At 59.2% G+C, this 21345-nt stretch carries 15 protein-coding genes; 4 read left to right on the top strand and 11 right to left on the bottom strand.

What is annotated here, in order from left to right; genetic code table 11:
• Entirely contained in the window at nucleotides 1–1341 is a 1341-nt protein-coding gene (locus BV071_RS11405) for a PhoPQ-activated protein PqaA family protein (protein ID WP_035606584.1), read from the top strand.
• Between the two features lie 139 nt (nucleotides 1342–1480).
• On the opposite strand, the gene BV071_RS11400 is transcribed toward BV071_RS11405, so the two are convergent.
• Together BV071_RS11400 and BV071_RS11395 are read right to left on the bottom strand one after the other, a co-directional pair.
• Complete coding sequence (locus tag BV071_RS11400; protein ID WP_035606581.1) at nucleotides 1481–2695, bottom strand: S41 family peptidase; 1215 nt, start codon at nucleotides 2693–2695, stop codon at nucleotides 1481–1483.
• 81 nt (nucleotides 2696–2776) lie between these two features.
• Nucleotides 2777–3319 carry a Uma2 family endonuclease gene (locus tag BV071_RS11395; protein ID WP_052573161.1) on the bottom strand — a complete coding sequence of 181 codons (543 nt, stop codon included), beginning with the start codon at nucleotides 3317–3319 and terminating at the stop codon, nucleotides 2777–2779.
• Between the two features lie 208 nt (nucleotides 3320–3527).
• Between BV071_RS11395 and BV071_RS11390 the strand changes: the two genes are divergently transcribed.
• Nucleotides 3528–6023, top strand: a complete 2496-nt coding sequence (locus BV071_RS11390) for a phospholipase C, phosphocholine-specific (RefSeq protein ID WP_035606578.1) — start codon at nucleotides 3528–3530, stop codon at nucleotides 6021–6023.
• Nucleotides 6024–6120: 97 nt separating this feature from the next.
• On the opposite strand, the gene BV071_RS32830 is transcribed toward BV071_RS11390, so the two are convergent.
• The 5 genes from BV071_RS32830 to BV071_RS11365 form a co-directional block, all read right to left on the bottom strand.
• Entirely contained in the window at nucleotides 6121–6783 is a 663-nt protein-coding gene (locus tag BV071_RS32830; protein ID WP_052573160.1) for a type II secretion system protein GspG, read from the bottom strand.
• Nucleotides 6784–6795: 12 nt separating this feature from the next.
• A complete protein-coding gene (gene clpX / locus BV071_RS11380) occupies nucleotides 6796–8073 on the bottom strand; it encodes an ATP-dependent Clp protease ATP-binding subunit ClpX (RefSeq protein ID WP_035606575.1) in 1278 nt (425 codons plus the stop codon).
• A gap of 76 nt (nucleotides 8074–8149) precedes the next feature.
• Nucleotides 8150–8842 carry an ATP-dependent Clp protease proteolytic subunit gene (locus BV071_RS11375; RefSeq protein ID WP_052573159.1) on the bottom strand — a complete coding sequence of 231 codons (693 nt, stop codon included), beginning with the start codon at nucleotides 8840–8842 and terminating at the stop codon, nucleotides 8150–8152.
• Nucleotides 8835–10166: a trigger factor gene (tig, locus tag BV071_RS11370; protein ID WP_035606573.1), complete on the bottom strand. Its 1332-nt coding sequence runs from the start codon at nucleotides 10164–10166 to the stop codon at nucleotides 8835–8837. The genes BV071_RS11375 and tig overlap by 8 nt, the downstream gene beginning before the upstream one ends.
• 400 nt (nucleotides 10167–10566) lie before the next feature.
• Nucleotides 10567–11967 carry a hypothetical protein gene (locus tag BV071_RS11365; RefSeq protein WP_035606570.1) on the bottom strand — a complete coding sequence of 467 codons (1401 nt, stop codon included), beginning with the start codon at nucleotides 11965–11967 and terminating at the stop codon, nucleotides 10567–10569.
• 111 nt (nucleotides 11968–12078) lie between these two features.
• Between BV071_RS11365 and bamA the strand changes: the two genes are divergently transcribed.
• Complete coding sequence (bamA, locus tag BV071_RS11360; RefSeq protein WP_035606567.1) at nucleotides 12079–14463, top strand: outer membrane protein assembly factor BamA; 2385 nt, start codon at nucleotides 12079–12081, stop codon at nucleotides 14461–14463.
• Nucleotides 14464–14615: 152 nt separating this feature from the next.
• Nucleotides 14616–15779 (top strand): tyrosine-type recombinase/integrase, encoded by a 1164-nt coding sequence (locus tag BV071_RS11355; RefSeq protein ID WP_081885932.1) that lies wholly within the window; start codon nucleotides 14616–14618, stop codon nucleotides 15777–15779.
• Between the two features lie 78 nt (nucleotides 15780–15857).
• Here the strand turns inward: BV071_RS11355 and BV071_RS11350 are convergent, their stop codons facing one another.
• The 4 genes from BV071_RS11350 to BV071_RS11330 form a co-directional block, all read right to left on the bottom strand.
• The gene (locus BV071_RS11350; protein ID WP_035606561.1) at nucleotides 15858–16907 is read right to left on the bottom strand and encodes a hypothetical protein; all 1050 of its coding nucleotides are present in this window, start codon (nucleotides 16905–16907) and stop codon (nucleotides 15858–15860) included.
• Between the two features lie 1133 nt (nucleotides 16908–18040).
• Nucleotides 18041–18718 (bottom strand): recombinase family protein, encoded by a 678-nt coding sequence (locus tag BV071_RS11340; protein WP_035606555.1) that lies wholly within the window; start codon nucleotides 18716–18718, stop codon nucleotides 18041–18043.
• Between the two features lie 78 nt (nucleotides 18719–18796).
• On the bottom strand, nucleotides 18797–20191 hold the full coding sequence (locus BV071_RS11335) for a hypothetical protein (RefSeq protein ID WP_265594338.1): 1395 nt from the start codon (nucleotides 20189–20191) through the stop codon (nucleotides 18797–18799).
• Entirely contained in the window at nucleotides 20188–21339 is a 1152-nt protein-coding gene (locus tag BV071_RS11330) for an ATP-binding domain-containing protein (RefSeq protein WP_052573158.1), read from the bottom strand. Before BV071_RS11330 ends, BV071_RS11335 begins: the two co-directional genes overlap by 4 nt.
• Nucleotides 21340–21345 lie beyond the last annotated feature (6 nt).

The raw sequence follows: 21345 nt of genomic DNA, 5'->3' as shown, positions 1-21345 counted from the left end.
ATGCGTTTGTTCGGAAAGTTCCTGCTGCCACTGATTTTGCTGGGTTCGGTGGCCCTCTCGCCAGCCAAGGAAGCCTCCGCCATCCCGGCGGATCTGGCCAACTATCTCACCAAGGCGGAGCCGGAATCCGGGTGGAAGCTTGAGGATTCCAAGGACTTCGGCGTCGCCAAGGTCTGGCGCTTGAAGCTGACCTCGCAGACTTGGCAGGGCATCACTTGGACCCACGATCTGCTGGTGGTGCGCCCGACGGACGTGCCGACCGGGAAAATGCTACTGCTCAATGAAGGTGGCAGCGCCTCCGAGCAAAAGGCCATGTACGCGGCCCTCCTTGCAGGCAAGATCAAGGCCCCGGTCGCGATCTTGCTCGGCATTCCGAATCAGCCGCTCTTCGACGGCAAGAAGGAGGATAATCTCATCGCGGAGACCTTCGTCCGTTATCTCGACTCCGGCGATGCCTCATGGCCTCTGCTCTTCCCGATGGTGAAGAGCGTGGTCAAGGCGATGGACTCGCTCCAGGAGTTCAGCAAGCAGGAGTGGGGTGGGCAGGTCGAGAAGTTCATTGTCGGCGGCGGCTCGAAGCGCGGCTGGACCACTTGGCTCACTGCTGCCAGTGATCCGCGCGTGATGGCGATCACGCCGATGGTCATCGACGTGCTGAACATGCGCGAGCAGCTCACCCACCAGCAAAAGTCACTCGGCGGCACCAGCGAGGAGATCTCGCCCTACACCAGCCGCGGCCTGGTGCCGATTCCCGATACGCCGCGCGCCAATAGCCTCTGGACCATGGTCGATCCATGGACCTACCGCGAGCGCTTCACCATGCCCAAGCTGATCGTCCTCGGGAACAACGATCCTTATTGGAGCACCGATGCCCTCAATCTCTACTGGGACGCCCTGCCCGGGGAGAAATACATCTCCTACACCCCGAACGCCGGCCACGATCTCACTGAGCGCGATGCCGAGGGCAAGAAGCTCACTGCCGACCGCTCCATCAACAACGTCTCCGCATTCATCCGCTATCAGCTCAGCGGCAAGCCGCTGCCGAAACTCGGCTGGAGACACAGCACCGAGCCGGACGGCAGCCTCAAGCTCACCGTCACCGCCGACCCTGCGCCCCAACAAGCGCGCCTCTGGTATGCCCGCTCTGATACCCGCGACTTCCGCAAGTCCCGCTGGGAGTCCCAGCCGATCGAGTTGAAGGAGGGCCAGCCCGTCATTGCCGCCGGGCCCAAGCCGGACAAAGGCTTCATCGCCTACTACGCCGATCTCGGCTATCAGATCGATGGCCTGCCACAGTGGCTCTGCACGCAGCTGCGCGTGGTGGGGGCGGAGGACAAGTAACCAAGGGGCGCAAGTCTTCCTCTGATTCCGAAGGGATCATAGCTCCGGTAGCCGGGGGTTGAGCGAAGCGACGCCCCCGGTATAGCGACGCAAATGAGATCGATCCTGAATGGATCGCAGCGATAAGTGATTCACTCGGTCACTTCCCCTCCGCCGCTTTCATCCCCGGATCTTCCCACCCCTCCAGCTTCTTCGCTTCCTCCGCCGTCAAAGAAGCCTTCCGGAAGGCAAGCTCCAGCTTCTCGCGATCTCCATCCGTGAAGTTCACCTTCACATCCGGCGTGATGCCCTTCTTGTGCGGGGTATTCCCGGAAGGCGTGTGATAGGTCGCGATCGTTAGACGCAGCGCCGTCCCGCCGCCCATCGGGATGATGTTCTGCACGGAGCCCTTGCCATAGCTCGTCTCGCCGACGATCACCGCGCGCTTGAGATCCTGCAAGGTTCCCGCCGTCAGCTCGGAGGCCGAGGCGGACATGCGGTCGATCAAGACATTGATTGGATACTCGCGCTTGCGGCGCTGCTTTTCCGGCGTCTTCAGCGGCTCGCCCAGGACTTCGCCACCGCGACCCTTGGTGGTCACCACTGCGGTATCTGGCGGCAGGAAGAAGCCGAGGATTTGCACCGTCTGGTGGAGGTCGCCGCCGGGATTGCCGCGCAAGTCGAGGATCAGGCGCTTCATGCCCTTGTCCTCCAGTTCGTCGAGTGCCGCTTCCATCTCCCGCGCGCAATTGCCCATGAACGACGCGAGGCGGATATAACCGGTGCTATTGTCGGCCAGCAACCGCGCCTCCGTCACCGCACGTTCTTCCACGGCGACATGGGTCAGGTCAGCAGTGATAGGCTTCGGGGCCGTCTCCGCCTTCACCGTGAAACTGGTCTTCGTCCCCGGCGCCTGGTTGCGCAGTGAGGTCAGCAGCACGGGAAGCTCCTCCGGCTTCCGGCCATTGATCCCAAGAATCCCCGAACCTGGTAACAAGCCCGCTCGCGACGCCGGCGAAACCGGCGCCACGTTCGAAATGTAAACGCCATCGTCGCGCAGCCCGAGCGTCAAACCCAGGGCCGGCAAGTAAGGATCCAGCTTCGGATCCGCCTCCATCGCCCGCGCCATCTCCGGATGGATGAAACTCGAGAACGGATCCAGGCTCGACAGCATCCCTTCCAGCGCATGGTTCACCAGCCGGTCATAGGCCACCTTGTCCGCGTCCGGATGCCGCTGCCGCACCTGCTCCAACACCTTCACGAAGCGCTCGATCGCCGCATACGCCGCTTCATCCGGATCCGGCGGTGTTGCTGCCTTGGGGGCCTCATCGGCTAGGACTGCAAGTGGGATCAGCAGGGGTAACAGCCAGCGCATGGCCCTAGCATGCGAAAGCCGCTGGCTGGCAGGGAAGGCGGAAATGTGGGGGAAAAGGCAGAAGAAGAGATGGTGAACCGCCTAGCCCAACTTGTTGGGAAAGTCCGGGCAAATCCCCGATGCATCCAACTCTCCGGTGGGGGAGAGGAAGGTCATGTCTCCGTCTTGGGTACAGATCCACACTTCGGCAGCCCCGGCTTCAAAATAGAGTTCCTTCTTCTCGTCGATCTCCCCTCGGGTATTGGAAGGGGATAGCACCTCCACGCAAATCTCCGGTGCCCGGACGAGACAGGATTTGCCCTCCGACTTCTTCCAGACTGCTGGAGAGCACCAGGCCACGTCGATCGCCTTCACCCCCTTCCGGGTCGATACCGGACATTCGCTGATCACCTCTCCCGGTGGGGCAAGGCTCCAGAGTAGATGGCCAATCTTCGATTGCTTGTTGCCGTGGCTGGGGGCGGGAGGAGGTGACATGATAATCTGCCCGTGTTCGTCCGTCTCGAAGCGATAGGCCATCGCAGCGAATTCCGGGTTCGCCACGATCTTGTCCCACACTGCAAGGTTGAAGGCGGTGCGGTCATGCTCGACCGCATCGCGCTCCGGAGACTCCAAAACCGTGCTCACTCCTCTAAGCTACCAGATGAAGCGGCTGTTGCAATGCTGTCGAAGCACCTGGAAACCGCATTCTCAGCACTCTCCACATTCCTCTGCGCTTCCGCGGTAGCCTCCCGTCTTCCCAATCTGGCGATTTTGCCCATAGTTTTTGCCAAAGTCGCAATTGCCACCCGCAAGGGATCGCATCCAATCGCGTAGTCTCAAGCGCACCCACTGAATGACCTCACGCCGCGATTTCCTCAAGCAAGCCAGCCTCCTCTCCGGCGGCCTCGGCGCGCTGTCCGCCATGCCCCCGGCCATCCTCAAGGCGCTGGGCATCGAGCCCGCCGCTGGCAGCACTTTCCTTGATGCCGAGCACGTGGTGATCCTGATGCAGGAGAACCGCTCCTTCGACCACGCCTTCGGGACCTTGCGCGGCGTCCGTGGCTTCGACGACCCGCGCGCGATCACGGTCCCCGGCGGTAATCCGGTCTGGCTGCAAACGGACGAAAAGGGCGAGACCTACGCGCCCTTCGGCCTGAAGATCCACGAGTCGAAGTCCACCTGGATGAGCTGCCTGCCCCACAGCCGCCAGGCGGAGGTCGGGGCCGGCAATGGCGGCAAGCACGACCAGTGGCTGAGAGTGATGCAATCCGGCCACGAGGAATATGCGGAGCTGCCGCTGACCCTCGGCTACTATGATCGTAGTGACATTCCCTTCTACTATGCCTTCGCGGATGCCTTCACCATCTGCGACCAGCACTTCTGCGCGCTGCAGACCTGCACCACGCCGAACCGCCTCTACCTCTGGACCGGCACCAGCCGCGATCCTCGCGATCCGGAGTCAAAGGTGATCCTGGGCAACGGCGATGCCGACAACAGCACCCACATCGATTGGCCCACCTTTCCGGAGCGCCTCGAACAGCACGGCATCTCCTGGAAGGTTTATCAGAACGAACTCTACCTGCCCACCGGACTGTCCAACGAGGCGGCCCCCTGGCTCAGCAACTTCGGCGACAATCCGCTGGAATACTTTTCGCAGTATCACGCGGAGTTCTCGCCGGCTCGCCAAGCCTTCCTGCGCGAGCGCCTTGCCGTCCTGGAGGCGCGCTTGGAGAAGGACCCGGCCCCGGGTATCTCGCCGGAAGAAGCAGTGACCCGACGCACCAGTCTGGAAGAAGCGATCGCGAGAATGGCCGCCGAGCTGGAGCAATATTCGCCGGAGAACTTCGCCCGCCTGCCCGAACGCGAGCAGCGCCTTCATGAAAAGGCCTTCACGGTGAATACCGGCGATGCCCTGCAGCGGGAGCTGGCCACCATGCAGTATTTGGATGGTGAAGAGCTCCGCGATGTCCGCGTGCCTGCCGGCGATATCTTCCACCAATTCCGCCAGGATGCGGACACCGGCAAGCTGCCCGCGGTCTCGTGGCTGGTCGCCCCGGAGAACTTCTCCGACCATCCCTCCGCGCCTTGGTATGGCGCATGGTACGTCGCCGAGGTGTTGGAGATCCTCACCCGCGATCCCGAGCTATGGAAAAAGACCATCTTCATCCTCACCTACGACGAGAACGACGGCTACTACGACCACGTGCCGCCCTTCGTCGCGCCGCATCCGGATCTTGCCGGCAGCGGAGCCGCCTCACCGGGCTTGGACACGCGGCTTGAGTTCGACTCGCACGGCCATCCGGTCGGCCTCGGCTACCGTGTGCCGATGGTGATCGCCTCGCCATGGACCCGCGGCGGCCATGTCTGCTCGCAGGTCTTCGATCACACCTCGGTGCTGCAATTCCTGGAAGTCTTCCTCAGTCACAAGACCGGCAAGCAAGTGCAGGAGCCGAACATTGCCCCGTGGCGGCGCATGGTCTGCGGTGACCTCACCTCCGCCTTTCGCCGCCACGACGGCGAGCGCGACTCCCACCCCTTGCCGGTAGAGCGCGATCTCTTCGTGGAAAGTATCCACCGCGCGCGTTACATGGAGCCACCCGCGAGCTTCCGCGCCTTGGATGAGCGGGAAGTCCTCTCGATCCGCGACAATCCCTTGCACTCCGCCCTCCTGCCACGCCAGGAGCCGGGCACACGCCCCTCCTGCGCGCTGCCCTACGAATTGCACGCCGATACCTGCCTGCGGGACGGCTCGATCGAAATCACCTTCGAGGCCGCCGAGCATCAATTCCCGGGCAAGTCCGGCGGCGCACCGTTCCAAGTCTACGCGCCTGGACTTGTTTATCCCGACGACCGCGCCAGCTACACCGATGCGCCGCCGCCGGTAGAGGAATGCCGCCGCTGGGCCTTCGCCGTCAGGGTGGGGGAGAAGCTCTCCTACCAGTGGCCGCTCGATCTCTTCGCGGATGGCTACTATCACCTTCGGACTTACGGGCCGAATGGCTTCTTCCGAGAATACGTGGGGGATGGCGCGGAGCCCTTGGCTGTTGCCTGCCGCTATGCCGGACCGCAACTCCTCCTTCAATTCGTGAACCGGGGCTCGACTGCGGTGGAGTTGCTCATCACGGATCACGGCTACGGTACCGCGGCACGCCCGCTTCGCTTGGAAGCCTCGGAGGCGAAGGATCTCAGCGTGGACCTCAGCTCCAGCTTTCGCTGGTATGACCTCGGCATCACCATCAACGGCAATCCCCGCTTCCTCCGCCGCTTCGCCGGCCGCGTCGAAAACGGCGAGCATGGCGTCAGCGATCCGCTCATCGGCCGCGAACGCAGCCAGACCGCAGGGAAGTAGCACAACTTTGCAAGTTGTGGCCGGGTGCGGTCACCCAACTGAAAAGCGTGCGGGGCTCCGAATCCGAACGCCCTCATCCGCAACGTTCGAAGTTGCGCTACTTCTTCTCCGCCGCCACGGAGGTGACCACAAATTCGAGGTCGTCCTTCTTGTCCTTTGCGTCCGGTCCATCGGAGAGCAGCAGGGTCTCCTTCTTCTTGTCCTTCACGCGGACTACATAGCGGTAATCCCGCCCCCATGCGTCCTTGGGAACTGCCGACATCAGCTTGATCCAGCGTTTCGGAGTCGGTGGGGTTCTTGGTATCTCCACCAGCACCTTCAGCCCTTGTTCCTCCGTCGGGTAGTCCCCCGTGGTGAGCTTGTATTGTTGGAGCGCCGCGGCGATGGCTTTGAAATCGGCATCGGTGCGGCTTACCTTGGCATTGTCCTTTGCTTCCTCGACCGCTTTCTCCGCGGGTTTGGCTTCCTCAGCCATGCCAAGCGAGATGGACGCGACGAGAAGGGCAGCGCTGAGCGCGGAGATGGAGGTGAACTTCATGAGCTTGCCTATAGCATGAAATGTCAGCACCGCCCGCCTGAAAAGTGGTTGCACGGTGATGCTCTCGAACTTGGAGCTTTCCTTCTTGCTGAGCCCTTTCTGACAAGGGACCGCCTCGATCAAGCGGACCAACTCGTTCGTGAGCCGTCCCATGAAAAACTCGCAGGCCACCATCGCCGCGATCGAGCAGCCCAAGCAGACCTTGAGGACTTGCTCGATCACGGATACCTCGGACTAGGCCGCATCCTTGTCCGCGCGCTTCCGTCTCATCAGCGGCGGACGCTCTCCAAGCACCACCGGGCGGTTGATCGTGATTGCCTCGATGTTCCCTTGTGAGGGCACATCGTACATCACATCCAGCATCAGGCGTTCGAAGATCGAGCGCAGCGCACGGGCTCCCGTGCCGCGGCGCACCGCTTCCTCCGCCAGCGCACGCAGCGCATCGCGGGTCACGCGCAGCTTCACGCCGTTCAGGGCGAGCTGCTTGCCGTATTGCTTCACCAGCGCGTTCTTCGGCTCGGTCAGGATCGTCACCAGCTCCTCCTCGGTCAGCTTGCGCAGCGCCGAGATGACGGGCAGGCGGCCGATGAATTCCGGGATCAGGCCGAAGTGCAGGAGATCTTCCGGCTCGGTCAGGTCGAGCACATTGCCGGTGACGGATTTCACGTCCTCCACGCGGCCGTGGAAGCCGAGCGTGCTGCGGCCCATCCGGCGCTCGATGATGTCTTCCAGCCCGACGAAAGCCCCACCACAGATGAACAGGATCTTCTCCGTGTTCACCTGGATGTACTCCTGCTGCGGGTGCTTGCGGCCACCCTGCGGCGGCACATTGCAGACCGTTCCTTCGAGAATCTTCAGTAGCGCCTGTTGGACGCCCTCGCCGGACACATCCCGGGTGATCGAGACGTTGTCGGTCTTGCGGCCGATTTTGTCGATTTCGTCCACGTAGATGATCCCGCGCTCGGCCCGCTCGACGTCGAAGTCCGAGGCCTGCAGCAGCCGCAGGATGATATTCTCCACGTCCTCACCCACATAACCGGCTTCGGTCAGGGTGGTGGCATCCACGATGCAGAAAGGCACATCCAGCAGGCGGGCCAAGGTCCGCGCCAGCAGGGTCTTGCCGGAGCCGGTCGGTCCCAGCAGCAGCACATTCGATTTCTCGATCTCCACCTCGCTGAATTCCTCAGCCAGGTTCGGCTGGTCCTGCCGCAGGCGCTGGTAGTGGTTGTAGACCGCCACCGAGAGAACCTTCTTGGCGTGCTCTTGGCCGATCACGAATTCATCCAGCTTCGCCCGCAGCTCGGCGGGGGAGGGCACGCGCTTGACGTTCTGGTTGCGGCGGTTTTTGGCAGGCTTCGCTGGGCCCTCGTTCAGCTCCTTGTCCAGGATGTTCGAGCACACCTCCACGCACTCGTTGCAGATGTACACGCCGGGGCCGGCGATCAGCTTTTTCACCTCCGAGTGGCTTTTGCCACAGAAGGAACACATCGTGAGATTGGAAGCGCGTGCCATGGATACGGGGTGCCGGGTATAAAAAAGCAGGCGTCGGGCCGATTAAGCCCGACGCCCTACAATAGCGGAAAACTTCTCAGGCGTCGTCCTTTTTTCCGTCATTTGCGTCCGCGAGGGCCGCAACGACATCCGGAAGCTGCTTCCGGTTCTCCAAGACCTTGTCGACCAGACCGTAGGCCACGGCCTCTTCGCCGCTCATGTAGTTGTCGCGTTCGGAGTCCTTTTTGAGCTGCTCCAAGGTCTTGCCGCTGTGCTTGGCGAGGATGCCGTGCAGGCGGTTGTTCAAGTTGATCATGAAGCCGAAGGTCCGCTCCACGTCCAGCGCCGTGCCTTGGGCACCGCCGGAGACCTGGTGAATCATCACGTGCGAGTTCGGCAGGCAGAAACGCTTGCCCTTGGTCCCCGCCGTCAGCAGCACCGAGCCCATCGAGGCCGCGATGCCGATGCAGTAGGTGTTCACGTCGCAGGTCATGAACTGCATGGTATCATACATCGCCAGACCGGCCGTCACGGAGCCGCCGGGGCTGTTGATGTAAATGTGGATGTCCTTCTTCGGGTCCTGCATCTGCAGGAACAGAAGCTGGGCGATCACCGAGTTGGCGACGAAGTCATCGATCGCCGTGCCGATGAAAATAATCCGGTCCTTCAGCAACCGGGAATAGATGTCGAAGGAGCGCTCGCCGCGGCCATCCTGTTCGATGACGACGGGCACGTAATAGCTGTTGCGGGGGCTTCCTCCCGCCTGGATCACACTAGGGAAATCACTCATCTGTGGTCGGTTCATCTGCGATTTCCTCAACGGTGGCGTGCTCCAGAACGAAGTCAATGGCCTTGCCCACCAGCATCGAGTTGCGGATGCCCGGGATCCGGCCGCCCTTTTGCAGCTCCTTGATGAACTTCTTCGGCGATTGCTTGCGCGACTGGGCGATCATCACCAGGTGCTGCACCAGCTCGTTGTCGTTCACGCTGATGCCTTCGGTGCGGGCGATTTCCTGCAGGATGAAGTTCGTCTTCAGGTTCGTGCGGGCCTGCTCACCGGCCGTGGCGAAGATCTCGCCCTGCTGCGCGACTAGCTCTTCCTGGGTCATCCCGGACTTCACGCCGCGCTCGACCAGTTGGTCGGCCTGACCCTGCGTTTCATGACGCAGAAGGTCTTCCGGCAGGTCGAAATCGACCAGCGAATTGAAGTGTTCCACAATCTGGTTGACCTTGTAGTCGTCGATCCGGCGGCGCTTCTCCACCTCGATCTGCTGCTTGGCCAGACCCTTCAGCTCCTCGAGGTTCTTGCCCCCGGTCAGCTTGGCTGCGAATTCGTCGTCCAGCTCCGGCAGCACCGCCTGCTTCAGGCCCTTCAGGGTCACGTGGAAAACCACTTCCTTGCCGCGCAGGTCGCTCAGCGGGAATTCTTCCGGGATCGTCAGCGCGATGTCCTTGCTGTCGCCGGCGTTCAGGCCTGCCACTTGGTCGGCGAATCCGGGGAGGAAGCTGTTCTCGTCCAGCTTGAGCCAGAAGCCCTCGCGGCCAGCCAGGTAGCCGGCGGACTTGCCCAGCGCCTCTTCAAGCGGCTTGCCTTCAAGGGTCGAGGTAAAATCAATCACGGCCAAGTCGCCTGCCTCGGCGGCGCGGCCTTCCAGATCCGTGTAATCGGCCATGCGCTCGCGCAGGCCTTGGAGCTGGGCATCCAGTTCCTCGTCGGTCACCTCGGTGGAGGGAGCCTTGACGGTGATGCCCTTGTACTGCGGCAGCGCCACTTCCGGAGCCAGCGTCAGCGTTGCGTGGAAGGTCAGGCTGCCGTCCTCATTGTGGGCCAGATTCTGCGGGATGCCGAAGTTCAGCACCTTCAGCGCCTCCTTGCGCAGCGCCTCGTCATAGGCCTGGCGGACCAGACGATCGTCCAGTTCCTCGGTGATGGCCGTCTGGAAGCGCTTCTCGATCACGTTCTTCGGCGCCTTGCCGGGCCGGAAGCCGGGAATCCGTGCCTGGGCGGTATAGCCCGACACGATCTTCGCGCGCTCGCTGCTCACGGTGGCGGAGGGGACTTCGACGCGCAGCGTGGCGATGCAGTTCGGCTGCTTTTCAACGGTGATGTTCATGGCGGAAAGAACGGCGCGGGAAAGGCCTTAGGCGCGCCGGGGGCGGGAAGCTAAGGGGGCCGCCCGCGCCTTGTCAAAGCGAAGTAGCGGCGGTTAGGCACCCCGAAATAAGTCCGCGAGGTAGTCCGCTAAGCCCTGTGAGCGGACGAAGGGTTCCCGGCGACCCGCTTCCCGGACGGTCCCTTGGGACCGCCGCGGCTCCTGTCCGGCTTGGAAGGTCGGGCGAACCCACCCTTCGGGCCCATCCCACGGACGGCCCACTGGGTGCGCCGACTTCAGTCGGCCCGACCGCTTCCCACCAGCCCGCCGCCATGTGGAGTGCCGCTCTCCGAGCGTCATTTCTCGGGCCAGCTTCTAGAAGCAGAAGCGTCTCTCAATCCTTCCCCCAAGCCCATCTCCCTCACTCCCCCCAAGTAAACCTCACTGTCTCTTTCCCTCCCTTCGCCCAAGCCGCGGAGTACCCCAGTGTATAAAATCCTCCCTCTACCGCATACTCCAGCGCCCGCCCGCTCAAGGGATCCACTGGCAGCTTCGTCCTCAAATCCCCATCCAGATCCTCCAACTTCGCGGGCACCTTCCCATGCCGGAGCACCTGCCGCCGGATCGCAATGACATACCTTGCGAGCACCACGTTCGCCATGGAGTAGTCCGCCTGCCAATGCCCCAGCCCGGAATGATAGTCATAGGAACGGCTTTGAGGCACCGCGCCCGCCGACCTCATGAAGTTCGACAAGGCCTCAGATCTCCCCAACTCCCGGATCGCCTCAAGCTGCGGCCGATCCACCACATCCGCTAGGCCCGTCAGTCGCCGCGCCATCTCCATCTCGCGGAAGCCGAAGGGCTTCCAGATCTCCCCCGCTAGCTTGGCGCGGCGCATGATCTCAGCCGGATCCCAGCGCCAACTGGCGAGAAGATCCCGCGTGCGATACCGCGGTGCGGGGCCTGGCAAATTCCGGCGCAGGATGTCCAGATGGATAGTGATACATTCCCCCGGCATTTCCCGCAGGCATCGGGTGATCGCGGCATTGGCATCGATTCCCGCCAGCATCGCGTCGATCTTCCTCAGTTGCTCCTCGCTGAAGCCCCCTCCTGCTGGCCCGATGATCGCGCCGCGCACCAGCCGTCGGATCTCTTCCGGGCACCTCTCGCGCAGCAAATGTCCGTGCAGGGCCCGCGCGTCCATCAGGTCCGCGATGATCCGGAAGTAAGCCTCGATGCTCTCAAACGCCTCGTCCGGCTTTCCGCCGACAACGGCGAGCTGCGCGTCCTCCTCCAAGTACTGCGCCATATCCCGCGCGACCTCGGCAAGCGGTTGCGGGATCTCGACGCAGTAGTTCACCGTGGCGCGGGAGAGGGGAGTGGACTGCTGGGTTGCCTCGATCAGCGCCCGACGCCGTGACTCCCATGAATTTAAGGAATCCCGGGCCGCGCGGGCTTGCTCCGCCGTGATGGCCTCGCTCCCCGGAAGCCTGGAAAAGATCTTATAGAGGTCCGGCGAGGCGGTGCCCGGACTCTTGTGGCAGGCCAGTCGGTCCGCCGCGGGCCGTCCTGCCTCCGCCAGAAAACCCGCTTGGCAAAAAAAGCTCTCCGGTAGCTCCTCCACCTTGATGATCCCTTCGATCACCGGAAACCCCTTCGCCCTCACTTCCGCCTCCGCCTTCTCCCACTCCTGCCGCCCCCACCAGTTCACCACCGGATAAAATCCCCCCGCCACCACGAGCCCTAGGCACAGCCCGATCTTCCCGGCCAGCCGGGTCTTCCGCGAGCGCAGCACGCGCCACAGCCATGGCGGCAATGTCATTCCTGCCATCCTTCCTTGCCAATTCCGCGCAGGGAAGGCCATTTCCCGTCTAGCAATCCCCTTGACGCACCCTGCCTCAAAAAGGTTCTATCAGCCCCGTCGCTATCACACATGGATATTTCACCCCTCCTAAGTAACCGGGGCTGGGCCTCGGTCGCCCGCCATCTATTCTTGGCGGCGCTCTTCTTCCTCGGCTTCGCCGCCTCGCCGGCCCGCGCCCAGGACATTGAAGGCAAGAACATCTCGGAGGTGGCCATCCGCTACGTCGGACCGCCCACGGTCGATGAAGCCCGCCTGCGCAGCTACATTTCCACCCGCTCCGGGGAAACCTACCGCAGCGAGAAGGTCGATAACGACATCAAGGCTCTCTACGAGTCCGGCAACATCGACGACGTCCGCGTCCTCGCTGAGCCCGCCGGCGAGGCCCTGAAGGTGATCTTCGAAGTCACCACCCGCGGTACCGTCGTGGAAGTCGGCTTCACCGGGAATAATCCCAAGAAGTTCTCCGATCAGAAGCTCGCCAAGGAATCCAAGCTCAAGGTCGGTGGCTCCCTCAGCGACGAGGCGATCCTCACCGCCAAGCACAACCTGGAAGCCTACTACAAGGGTTACGGCTACCCGGACGTCACCATCACCACCCGCACCCAGCCCAGCCAGTCCGGCAACGGCTACGCCCTGATCTTCATCATTGATGAAGGCGGCAAGAACGAGATCCGCGACATCCGTTTCGAGGGCAATACCAAGTTTGACAGCAAGACCCTGCGCAAGCAGATGAAGGTCAAGGAAAAGGGCTGGTTCTCTTGGTTCACCAAGTCCGGCCGCTTCGAAGTCGACCAGCTCGACACCGATGTCGCCAACGTCCTCGATTACTACAAGAGCCGCGGCTACCTCCGCGCCAGCAGCCCGGGCGTCCGCCGCGATCCCGTCGATGACGGCCGCGTGGACCTCGTGATCCCGATCAACGAAGGCGAGAAATACACCGTCGCTGGTGTCGGCTTCAGCCGCATGACGATCTTCAAGCCGGAGGAACTCTACCCGGCCCTCACCCTGAACTCGGGCGATGGCTACTCCTCCAAGAAGATGCGCGAGGACATCAAGATGATCCGCAGCTACTACGGCTCCCGCGGCTATGCGGACGCCACCGTGGCCCCGGAGACCAAGGACGCCGGTCCTAACCAAGTCACCATCTTCTACCGCATCACCGAAGGGAAGTTCTACCGCGTCGGCCGCGTCAACATCGAGGGCAACACCAAGACCAAGGACAAGGTCATCCGCCGCGAGCTTCCGCTCAAGCCGGGCGACAACTTCAACACGGTCGAACTCGAAACCGCCACCGCCCGCCTCAAGAACCTCCAGTACTTCGAGGACAATATCCAGGTGGATGCAGCCCCCGGCCGTGGCGGCTACCGCGATATCAACGTGCTGGTCGAAGAAAAGCGCACCGGCTCCATCAGCGCCGGTATCGGCTTCAGCTCGATCGATAGCATCGTCGGCTTCGTCAACCTTGAGCAGACCAATTTCGACCTCTTCAACCCCTGGGCCTTCACCGGTGGTGGCCAGCGCTTCGCGATGAACCTGCGCCTCGGTGCCGAGCGCTCCGACTTCAGCGTCTCGCTGGTCGAGCCTTGGTTCATGGACAGGAAGTTGGCCCTCGGCGGCGAGCTCTTCTATAAGGACTCGCAGTACTACTCGGACTTCTACGAGCAGACCAACGCCGGTGCTGAAATCTACATCCGCAAGCCGCTTGGCGAGAAGTCATCGCTGCGCGTCGGCTACCGCTTGGAAAACGTCTCGGTCGATCTCGATCCCTCCGTCGGCGCTCTCTCCAAGAAGTCCGTCGCCAATGGTGGCCCGCCCTCGCTGCTGCTGCTTGATGACGGCGACTTCCTCCGCAGCGCCCTCGCCGCCAACTTCGTCTACGACAGCCGCGATGCCGTCATTGAGACCCGTACCGGTAGCAAGGTCGACATCGGCGCCACCCTCGGTGGCACCATCCTCGGTGGCGACGTCGATATCTTCGGCCTCTCCCTGCAGGGCGCGAAATACTGGAGCCTCCCATGGGACTCCATCTTCTCGCTCAACGGTGAATTGGCCTTCGTCGATGCCACTGACGGCACCGTCCCGGTCTTCGACCGCCTCTTCCTTGGTGGTGGCCGCACCCTGCGCGGCTTCGAGTTCCGCGACGTCGGCCCCCGCGACCCAGTCACCGGTGAAGTCATCGGTGGTCAGTCGCTCGGCTTCCTCTCCGCGGAATACACCGTGCCCATCATCGACAACATCCGCGCTGCCGTCTTCTACGACCTTGGCTTCGTGAATGCCGATTCGTGGGACCCGAGCCCCAGCGACCTCTATCATGACATCGGCGTTGGCGTCCGCCTCAAGCTCCCGATCAGCCCCGTGCCGATCGCCCTCGACTACGCCTTCCCGCTCGACAGCCCCGATCCCGTCGCGGACAAGGGCGGCCAGTTCAACTTCTACCTGAACTACCAGTATTGATTTGAACTACGGAAATTGGGGCAAGTCGTTATTGCTTAATGATTTTCCGTTCTCTTCCGTTTCCTTGAATTATCGTCCGTTGGGGCGGATTTAGTGCAAGGGGCTAGTGCGAGGTTGACTTGCACTAGCCCTTTGTCATTCCTGCCCCGCGCATGAAACCGGAGCTAAAGCCTAGGGGCAAAAAAGGGATTCTCTCCTTCCGAAAGTCATTTCCCGGCGTAGGACAGAAAACCGTTTCCATGGGCACCGCGAACCTCCGGGACGCGATCACTCGGCAAAACCGGTTTCTAGCCTTAGCGGAGAAAGAGGGCTTTGAAGCGGCGCAGAGAGAGTTGCAAGGGGAGGAGAATCAGGGGTCAGAACTGGAGCGCTTGGAGACCCTTTACAACAAGTTCTGCGAAGTTGGGCAGAACCCCGTTAGCGACGACACCCGAAAAAACTATATCAGTGCGTTGCGCCGCGTCGCCAAATGGTGCGGCGCGAAGAAAATCCGGGATTTGGACGACACGAAAGCGCGCATCGGCTGGCGGAAGGAAAACCCGAACGGTAGTGAGGCCAGCCTGCGGGGGCTTCTGAAATCGGCCGCCAGCGTGTTCAAGGTCAGCGCCCTTGCGTTTTACAAGAAGCAGGGTTTTACCGTCGAAAATCCGTTAACAGGAATGGACCTGAAAACGGATGGCATTCAGCCATATCGCCCTTTCAAGGCCGGGCTTCGTCAGAAAATTGAAGCTGAATGCGAGGAGGAACTTGAGCCCGCGCAAGCGCTCGTCGTCCTCTTGGCTCTCAAGATTGGATTGCGGTCGGGAGAGATTGCCGCCGCGCGGCTTGAATGGCTTCGTGAAGTCGCGCCGGGCAAGTGGCTTTTCCGCGTTCAGGAGGAGGAGAGCTTTAAACCCAAAGGAAGGGAAATAAGAGACTTCCCAATCGCGGAGAAACTCGCGGCGCAGCTTTTGGAGCTTCGGGGCGAGGCGGACTCTGAATTTCTTGTGCCGAACGCGCTTACCGGCAAGCAACGTCTCAAGGGTCACATTCAGACCGTCGCGATCTGGTTACGATTGAAAGGCGTCACAGGGCGGAAACCCGTTCACACCTTGCGGAAGGAGTGCGGAAGCGTCTTGGCGACCACCTTTAACATGCTTGTTGCCAGCCGGGTGTTAGGACACAAGAGCATCACGACAACGGAGAAGTATTACGCCTCTCTAACCAGTATTCCGACCATTGGAGAGGATTCACCCCTAGCAATCATTGCATCGCAATATGGGGTCGATTTGGCGGAACTAGAGAAGGTGGTCAAGCAACTGCCCAAGGTCGCGTAGCTCTTCTTAAGTCGGCTTGGCGGGCCTAGCAGACACGCAGTCGGATCACCGCCGGCTAGCGGCTCGAACTAGCTTCGCCTACTTGAATTGAACGGCAAGCCCGTGCCGCTCCTTAAGTGTTTTCGCAATGTGGAGCTTCACGTCTTCCTCGCGGTCTTCAATCACGCGAATTCCGTCGTGTATGCTAACGCCTTCAAACTTTTCGCACGCGTCCAGAATCACTTCCGCTTCCTTACGTTGGAGATCGAAAGCGAGCGCCTTGTAATGCTTGTCGCGAATCCCTCCGATCACTTGGGCAAGCTCGGGGAATTGATTTGCGAATAGGGCAGCGAAGAGATCGTCTCGCGCCCCGAAGAGCCATGGAGCAAAGCGAGCCTTGGCCCCTTCCCGATCGGTGCCCAATAGTTTCCCGAAAAACTGGTAGATTTCTCCCCTTTCGACCAAGGCAAGATAACGGGAACGTTCCTTGCTTGCTGGAGGGTAGAGTGTGGCGAGGAAAAGAGGTTGGGAGTTGGAAATGTCCACCTCCGCAGTCGGCTTGCCGAAGATCGTTAATGCATCACGCACTTCGGACGGCAATAGGTTCGCGTCCCCGAATTGGCGACCGGTGCGGCCAGTAGTGAACCCCGGTGAGAACTCTGCCACCCGGTAATGCCAAGCCTCCAACCGCTCGCGATCCCAACCCCGGGCGGAGGCGATGGCCTCAAGAATCTTGTGCGCTTCGGTCGCGTTTATGCTCAACCCTTTCCAGACGGCCCTAGGAGCAATTTCAGGAAGGGGGAAGGGGTCGGCGCTCAGCTTCCAGTTCGCACCGGCTAGAGCCGATCCTAAGCGAAAAGAAAGGCTCTTGGTGCCATGGGAGAATTTCCCGTCGCATTCAAGGAAGCGTTCAGAGACGAGCAATTTCCAAAGCGTCCCCCAGTTCTTGGCGTTCCCTGCAATTTTCGCCATCATCTGAGACCAAAGTGGAACCCATTCGGAATCCGAGGTGTGCCGGGCGAGGTGGCAGCGGTGAAGAGTGTATGAGGCCGCATTCCACGCGCCCGCAGCTTGGCCAAGTTTCTTGTATTTCGACCACGGTAGCGCGGCCACGGCTTCAACTTGCGGTTGAAATAGTTTCTTATTCATAACAATGGTTTCTTAAAAATAGGGCGCGGAGGGGCGATCTTAGAGGCGTATCCTTGTTGAATTAGGATCAGGGAATGCCTTTCTTGTTAATGTCTACTACTTTCCCCCTTCCTCTTATCCTCCCTCATTAGTAGTCAAAAAAACGTTCCCGAGTCTATTACACTAGCTCCATGCCAGTCAAACGAGGAGCGTGGGACCGGAGGCCCGGCGGAAACATTAACTAATTATCTCGCGAAAACAGAAAAGTATTCCAGCAGACCGCATCAAAGGCGTTCCAGTGCCCCCCGGAAGTCGTCAATCTCGAATCTCCAAGCCTTCATTCCCCCGTAAGGCTTGATTTTGTTCTGTTTTACCCACCTGCGAATTGTGACGGGGGACACTCCCCATGCCTCGGCGGCTTGCTGAGTGGTAAGGAGAAGCGGAAGGGGTTTCTTAACGTTATTGTTTTTAGTGTTGTCCATACGTAGGGGGTCGTTATACCACGGTATGAGACTTAAAGGCAAGAACTATCTTGCATAGTATTGCGAATATATTGGATTTGCCGCAGTGCGTTACGGTTTTCGAGGCGGCGAGTTACTCGCGATCCGACATTATGTTTTAATTTAAAATAGTAACGCGGGGCGCTTGGGGCTACGGCGGTTCACTTGCGGGGCGTATAACTCACTCTTGCCTAGGGGGTGGCGGCGGAACGTTAAGTTTAAATAAGTTCATTCCGAGTGCGCATGCAATGGGAAAGCAAAATAAGCAGAGGCCAAAGTAAAATTCATAACTGTTTGATTTAAAGCGCATTATGACACCTCGGGCTTACAATATCAACAGGCTGAGGCATTTGGTTGAAGTTGTAACTAATTGATTATTAATGAATGGACTGCGAAGTCAAATGCACTTCGAAGGATAGGGGGTGCAAGAGCGTGAATCCGCTGGGCTTCTTTTTGGTGATCCGATCAGCCCCGGCATTCCTTGAAACATTTTGAAGTCACAAGCCCGGTTCATTTCTGATTTTCCCCGGGTCGAGGCGTCGCAACACCCCCCACCAGTTTTCACGGTAAGCACATTCTCAAAAAGCAAGGAACCGGCGGCACCCCTTTTCGGTGAATGGCTGTCAATAGAAATCGTGCGATGTTAGAAAATAATTAGCGCTCCGCTCCTAGCATCCTGCGGACAACTTCCGGGTGCCAAGGTTTACCCGTGCGGCTTGGAATTTTGGAATCGTTAAGCTTTTCGGCGATGGCGGCGAATGAGAGGCGCTTTCCTCCTTTTGGCTTCCGTCTCATGGAGCGGATCAATTCCAACGTGGGGCCTTCCCCGTCGCGTTCTCCAAAGGGTTTCCTCCCCTCGCACCGGCCAGTTTCCCGGCGCGCTCGCGTGCGGGCAGCACGGAGCTTTAGGACGATGCTTGTTTTATCGAACTCGGCTACCGCCGCGAGAATCTGGCGAACAAGTTTCGCAGTGGGGTTGCTATCGTCACCGGCAGAAAGGTCGTTCCCGCCTTCGGCTTCAATGACGCTCACTCCCATGCGTGTGAATTCGCGCAACAGCAACTCGGACGCCACAAGATCACGCGCGAACCTGTCCGCCCGCTCGACGATGACAGTTCGGACTCCGTTCATGCAGATGGCGGCAAGTAGCTCAACCATCGCGGGCCGGTCATCCAAATCGTTCGCGCCAGAAATTCCCTTCTCGCAGAACTCGCGTTCAATGGTTGCGCCGTTGGACTTTGCCCATTGGTTGATCTTGTCCCGCTGCCGGTCGAAACCATCGCCGTCAATCTGCCCTCGGGAGGAAACGCGGAGGTATGAAAATGCCTTCATTGCGCATAGGATGAAGGAATTGTGTCTCGAATCAACACCAATTCTTTAGAATTGGTGTTGATTCCGTATGGACGATGCTTACTTTTTCGGTTTTCTAAGTTTCCTTTCCCCGGATTGCTCTTCCAAAGGAAGTTCGGGCTGCCGAACATTCGAGGGTGCCTCGGTATTGTTGGATCGCTTTTTGAATTCCCGCGCGATCTCTTCCAACCATGACGCCAACGCGGGTGTACTAAGCCCGTCGAACGCGGGTCGGCTCGGGCTAGGCTGACCAACTCTCTCTGCTCTCCCCAACCGGACTTGAAGCGGCACCCCCGGCACGATCTCAACCGTGACTACGTTTGGGGTAATCTTGGGGAGAACTTTGAGTTGATCGGCAGCATCGCGTCCTTGTAAAACCCAATTATACTCCTCCCAGCAGAGATCGGTCAGAGTCGACTTTAGTGGGTCGCTAACCCAGTAAAACTCCGCTAAGGTCGCAATCTTCCTATTTATCGCGAACCATTTCGGGTCCCAACAATCCTCTCCGCAGAGGCCCGCAAGCAAAGAGAACCAAAGATACGAAAACTTGTTTAGTTGACCGTCTAGAAGATGAAGATGCGAAGTCCCCCGGCCCACAAAGAAAGCCGCAACTGCAATTCCGAAGCCTCCGAGAAATGAATTTTGAGCGTCTAGGCTGTTTATGACGGCGGAATATTTGTCGAAGACCATCACTCGACGTTCCAACGAGTCCGAAGAAAAATCCGCCCCCTGCACGGCGTCATTTAATGCTTTCAGAAGCGGGGGATTAGAGGTAAGGACTTTACGAAGCTCGGGTGAAGTGTCTAACAATAGTTGAAAGCTATAAACTGCGGCTTCACTGGGGGAATGTAAGAATTTCTGGCTGCGGTGGCAAATGCCCCAAATGGTCGCAAAGGCACCTATGGGATCGGGCTGATTAGGCAGTTGGACAGAGGTGATACGCTTAAGCCTATTGATGAACAACTCAATGACGGCAGACGGTTGATGTCCGTAAGTTGCGTAGCAAAGGGTCGCGGCGAAACTGAAAGAACGGAGTGCCCACGATGTGGCCGCTTCAGATAATATTTCCTCAGTTCCAGTGCGGAACATTATTTCGCCCATAACAAGCGCTGTCCACCTGCCCAAGTCTGCCGTTGGTAAGGCTGGTATTGCTAAGTCTAGGTCAACAAAGTCGGAAGATTTAAGTATTTTGCAATGTAGGCTGATGGGCATTGCGTCTTCGGCAAACGTATAGAGCCAAGCGAAAAATTCGTTTGCGTATGAGTCAGACACCACTGCGATCGGGCAATGCCTCTCCGATGGTGAAATTGGGACGGCTAAGCGCAATTTCGCTCCGCTAGTGCGACTGAAAGATTCCGGAACGGTTGTTGGTTGCTCACCGGCACGGAGTCTATAAAGCATTGGCATGAGGTTGATTGTTTCAATCCCGTGCCAAGTATAATTGGTCGATTTCATTCGTCGAACAGATCGTCGGGATTTGGAGTCGTCGGAGTTGCAAAAGCGGTTTTTATAAACGGTGAAAGCTTATTGGTGTAATGCAGCGATAGAGAGGTTTTTGCCCGGGTGACCGCCGTAAATATTAGCTCTCGGTGATTGAAAGGGAATTTAAGGGTTTCACCCCGCACTATATGCACCGCGCGAAATTCTGCCCCCTTCGATCCGTGTATCGTCATCGCGTGGATTGGCTTCGTCGACGTAAAGGTGTGATCGCTTTCGTTGAGATCATGGAAAGCGATCTGTTCCAGTAGCTGATTGCCGCTCAGATAATTACGAAAATCTGAAAGAAACTCGTTTTTTGTAAAGAAAACGCCAAGCAATTCATTCCTGTAAGTGCGGAGTTGGCGTGAGAGCCGTTCGATGACTTCCTCATATTGCGCCTCGGGAGTTGCGTGTTCAAACGATTCGGCTTCGGCCTCCCCATATGGCTCTATGCTGTAGCGGCAAAAGTCTTTCAACGTTGGTTCGCCTGCGGGAGGCGCTAGCAATTTGTCTGCTACCTCGCAAATTCGAAGGCCAATCCGATAATGATACCTGATTTTGACCGGAGTGTAGCCTTCGACGCCCATTCCATTCTGAAGGTAAACCCCCTGCCTGCGGTCTCCCGCGATGGTTACCCGGGGAGAAAGCCTCGCAATTTCTTCTATTTCATCAATTGAAAGGTCCTGAGCTTCGTCAATCAAAATCGCATCATAAAGGATGGGGCTAGGTAGCCGTTCGTAAGTGCGCCTTAGAAGCCGAACGAGTCCGGCGCGCTTCTCGGCGTCATCCTCCAGATCAAATAGCGCTGAATATTCCGGTAAAGCTTCCGGGTAATAATTCCTGATATGTTGCCTCGCCCATTTCCAGTATGTAACAACTTGATCCGATTCAAAATAAGACCCTATGCCCGATCGGATGAAATCTGCCAAACAGTTGGCATATGTGATGAATAAAATATTGTGAAGCTGAGATCTGACTGTGAATTTGCCCCGCAGTAATAAAAGGTTAGTTTTGCCGCATCCGGGCGGCCCGGATATTATGTATTTCCCGTCGGGGGACAAGACGGCAAATTTTTGCTGATCCTTGTCCAATTGATCGAAGTTTCTCCACCAAGTGCCTTGCATGATCGG

Origin of the sequence: Haloferula sp. BvORR071 (assembly GCF_000739615.1) — a bacterium.
In the GTDB taxonomy this organism is placed as follows: domain Bacteria; phylum Verrucomicrobiota; class Verrucomicrobiia; order Verrucomicrobiales; family Akkermansiaceae; genus Haloferula.
The sequence above is the reverse complement of the archived record's forward strand: the minus strand, read 5'-3'. Positions and strand labels throughout refer to the sequence as shown.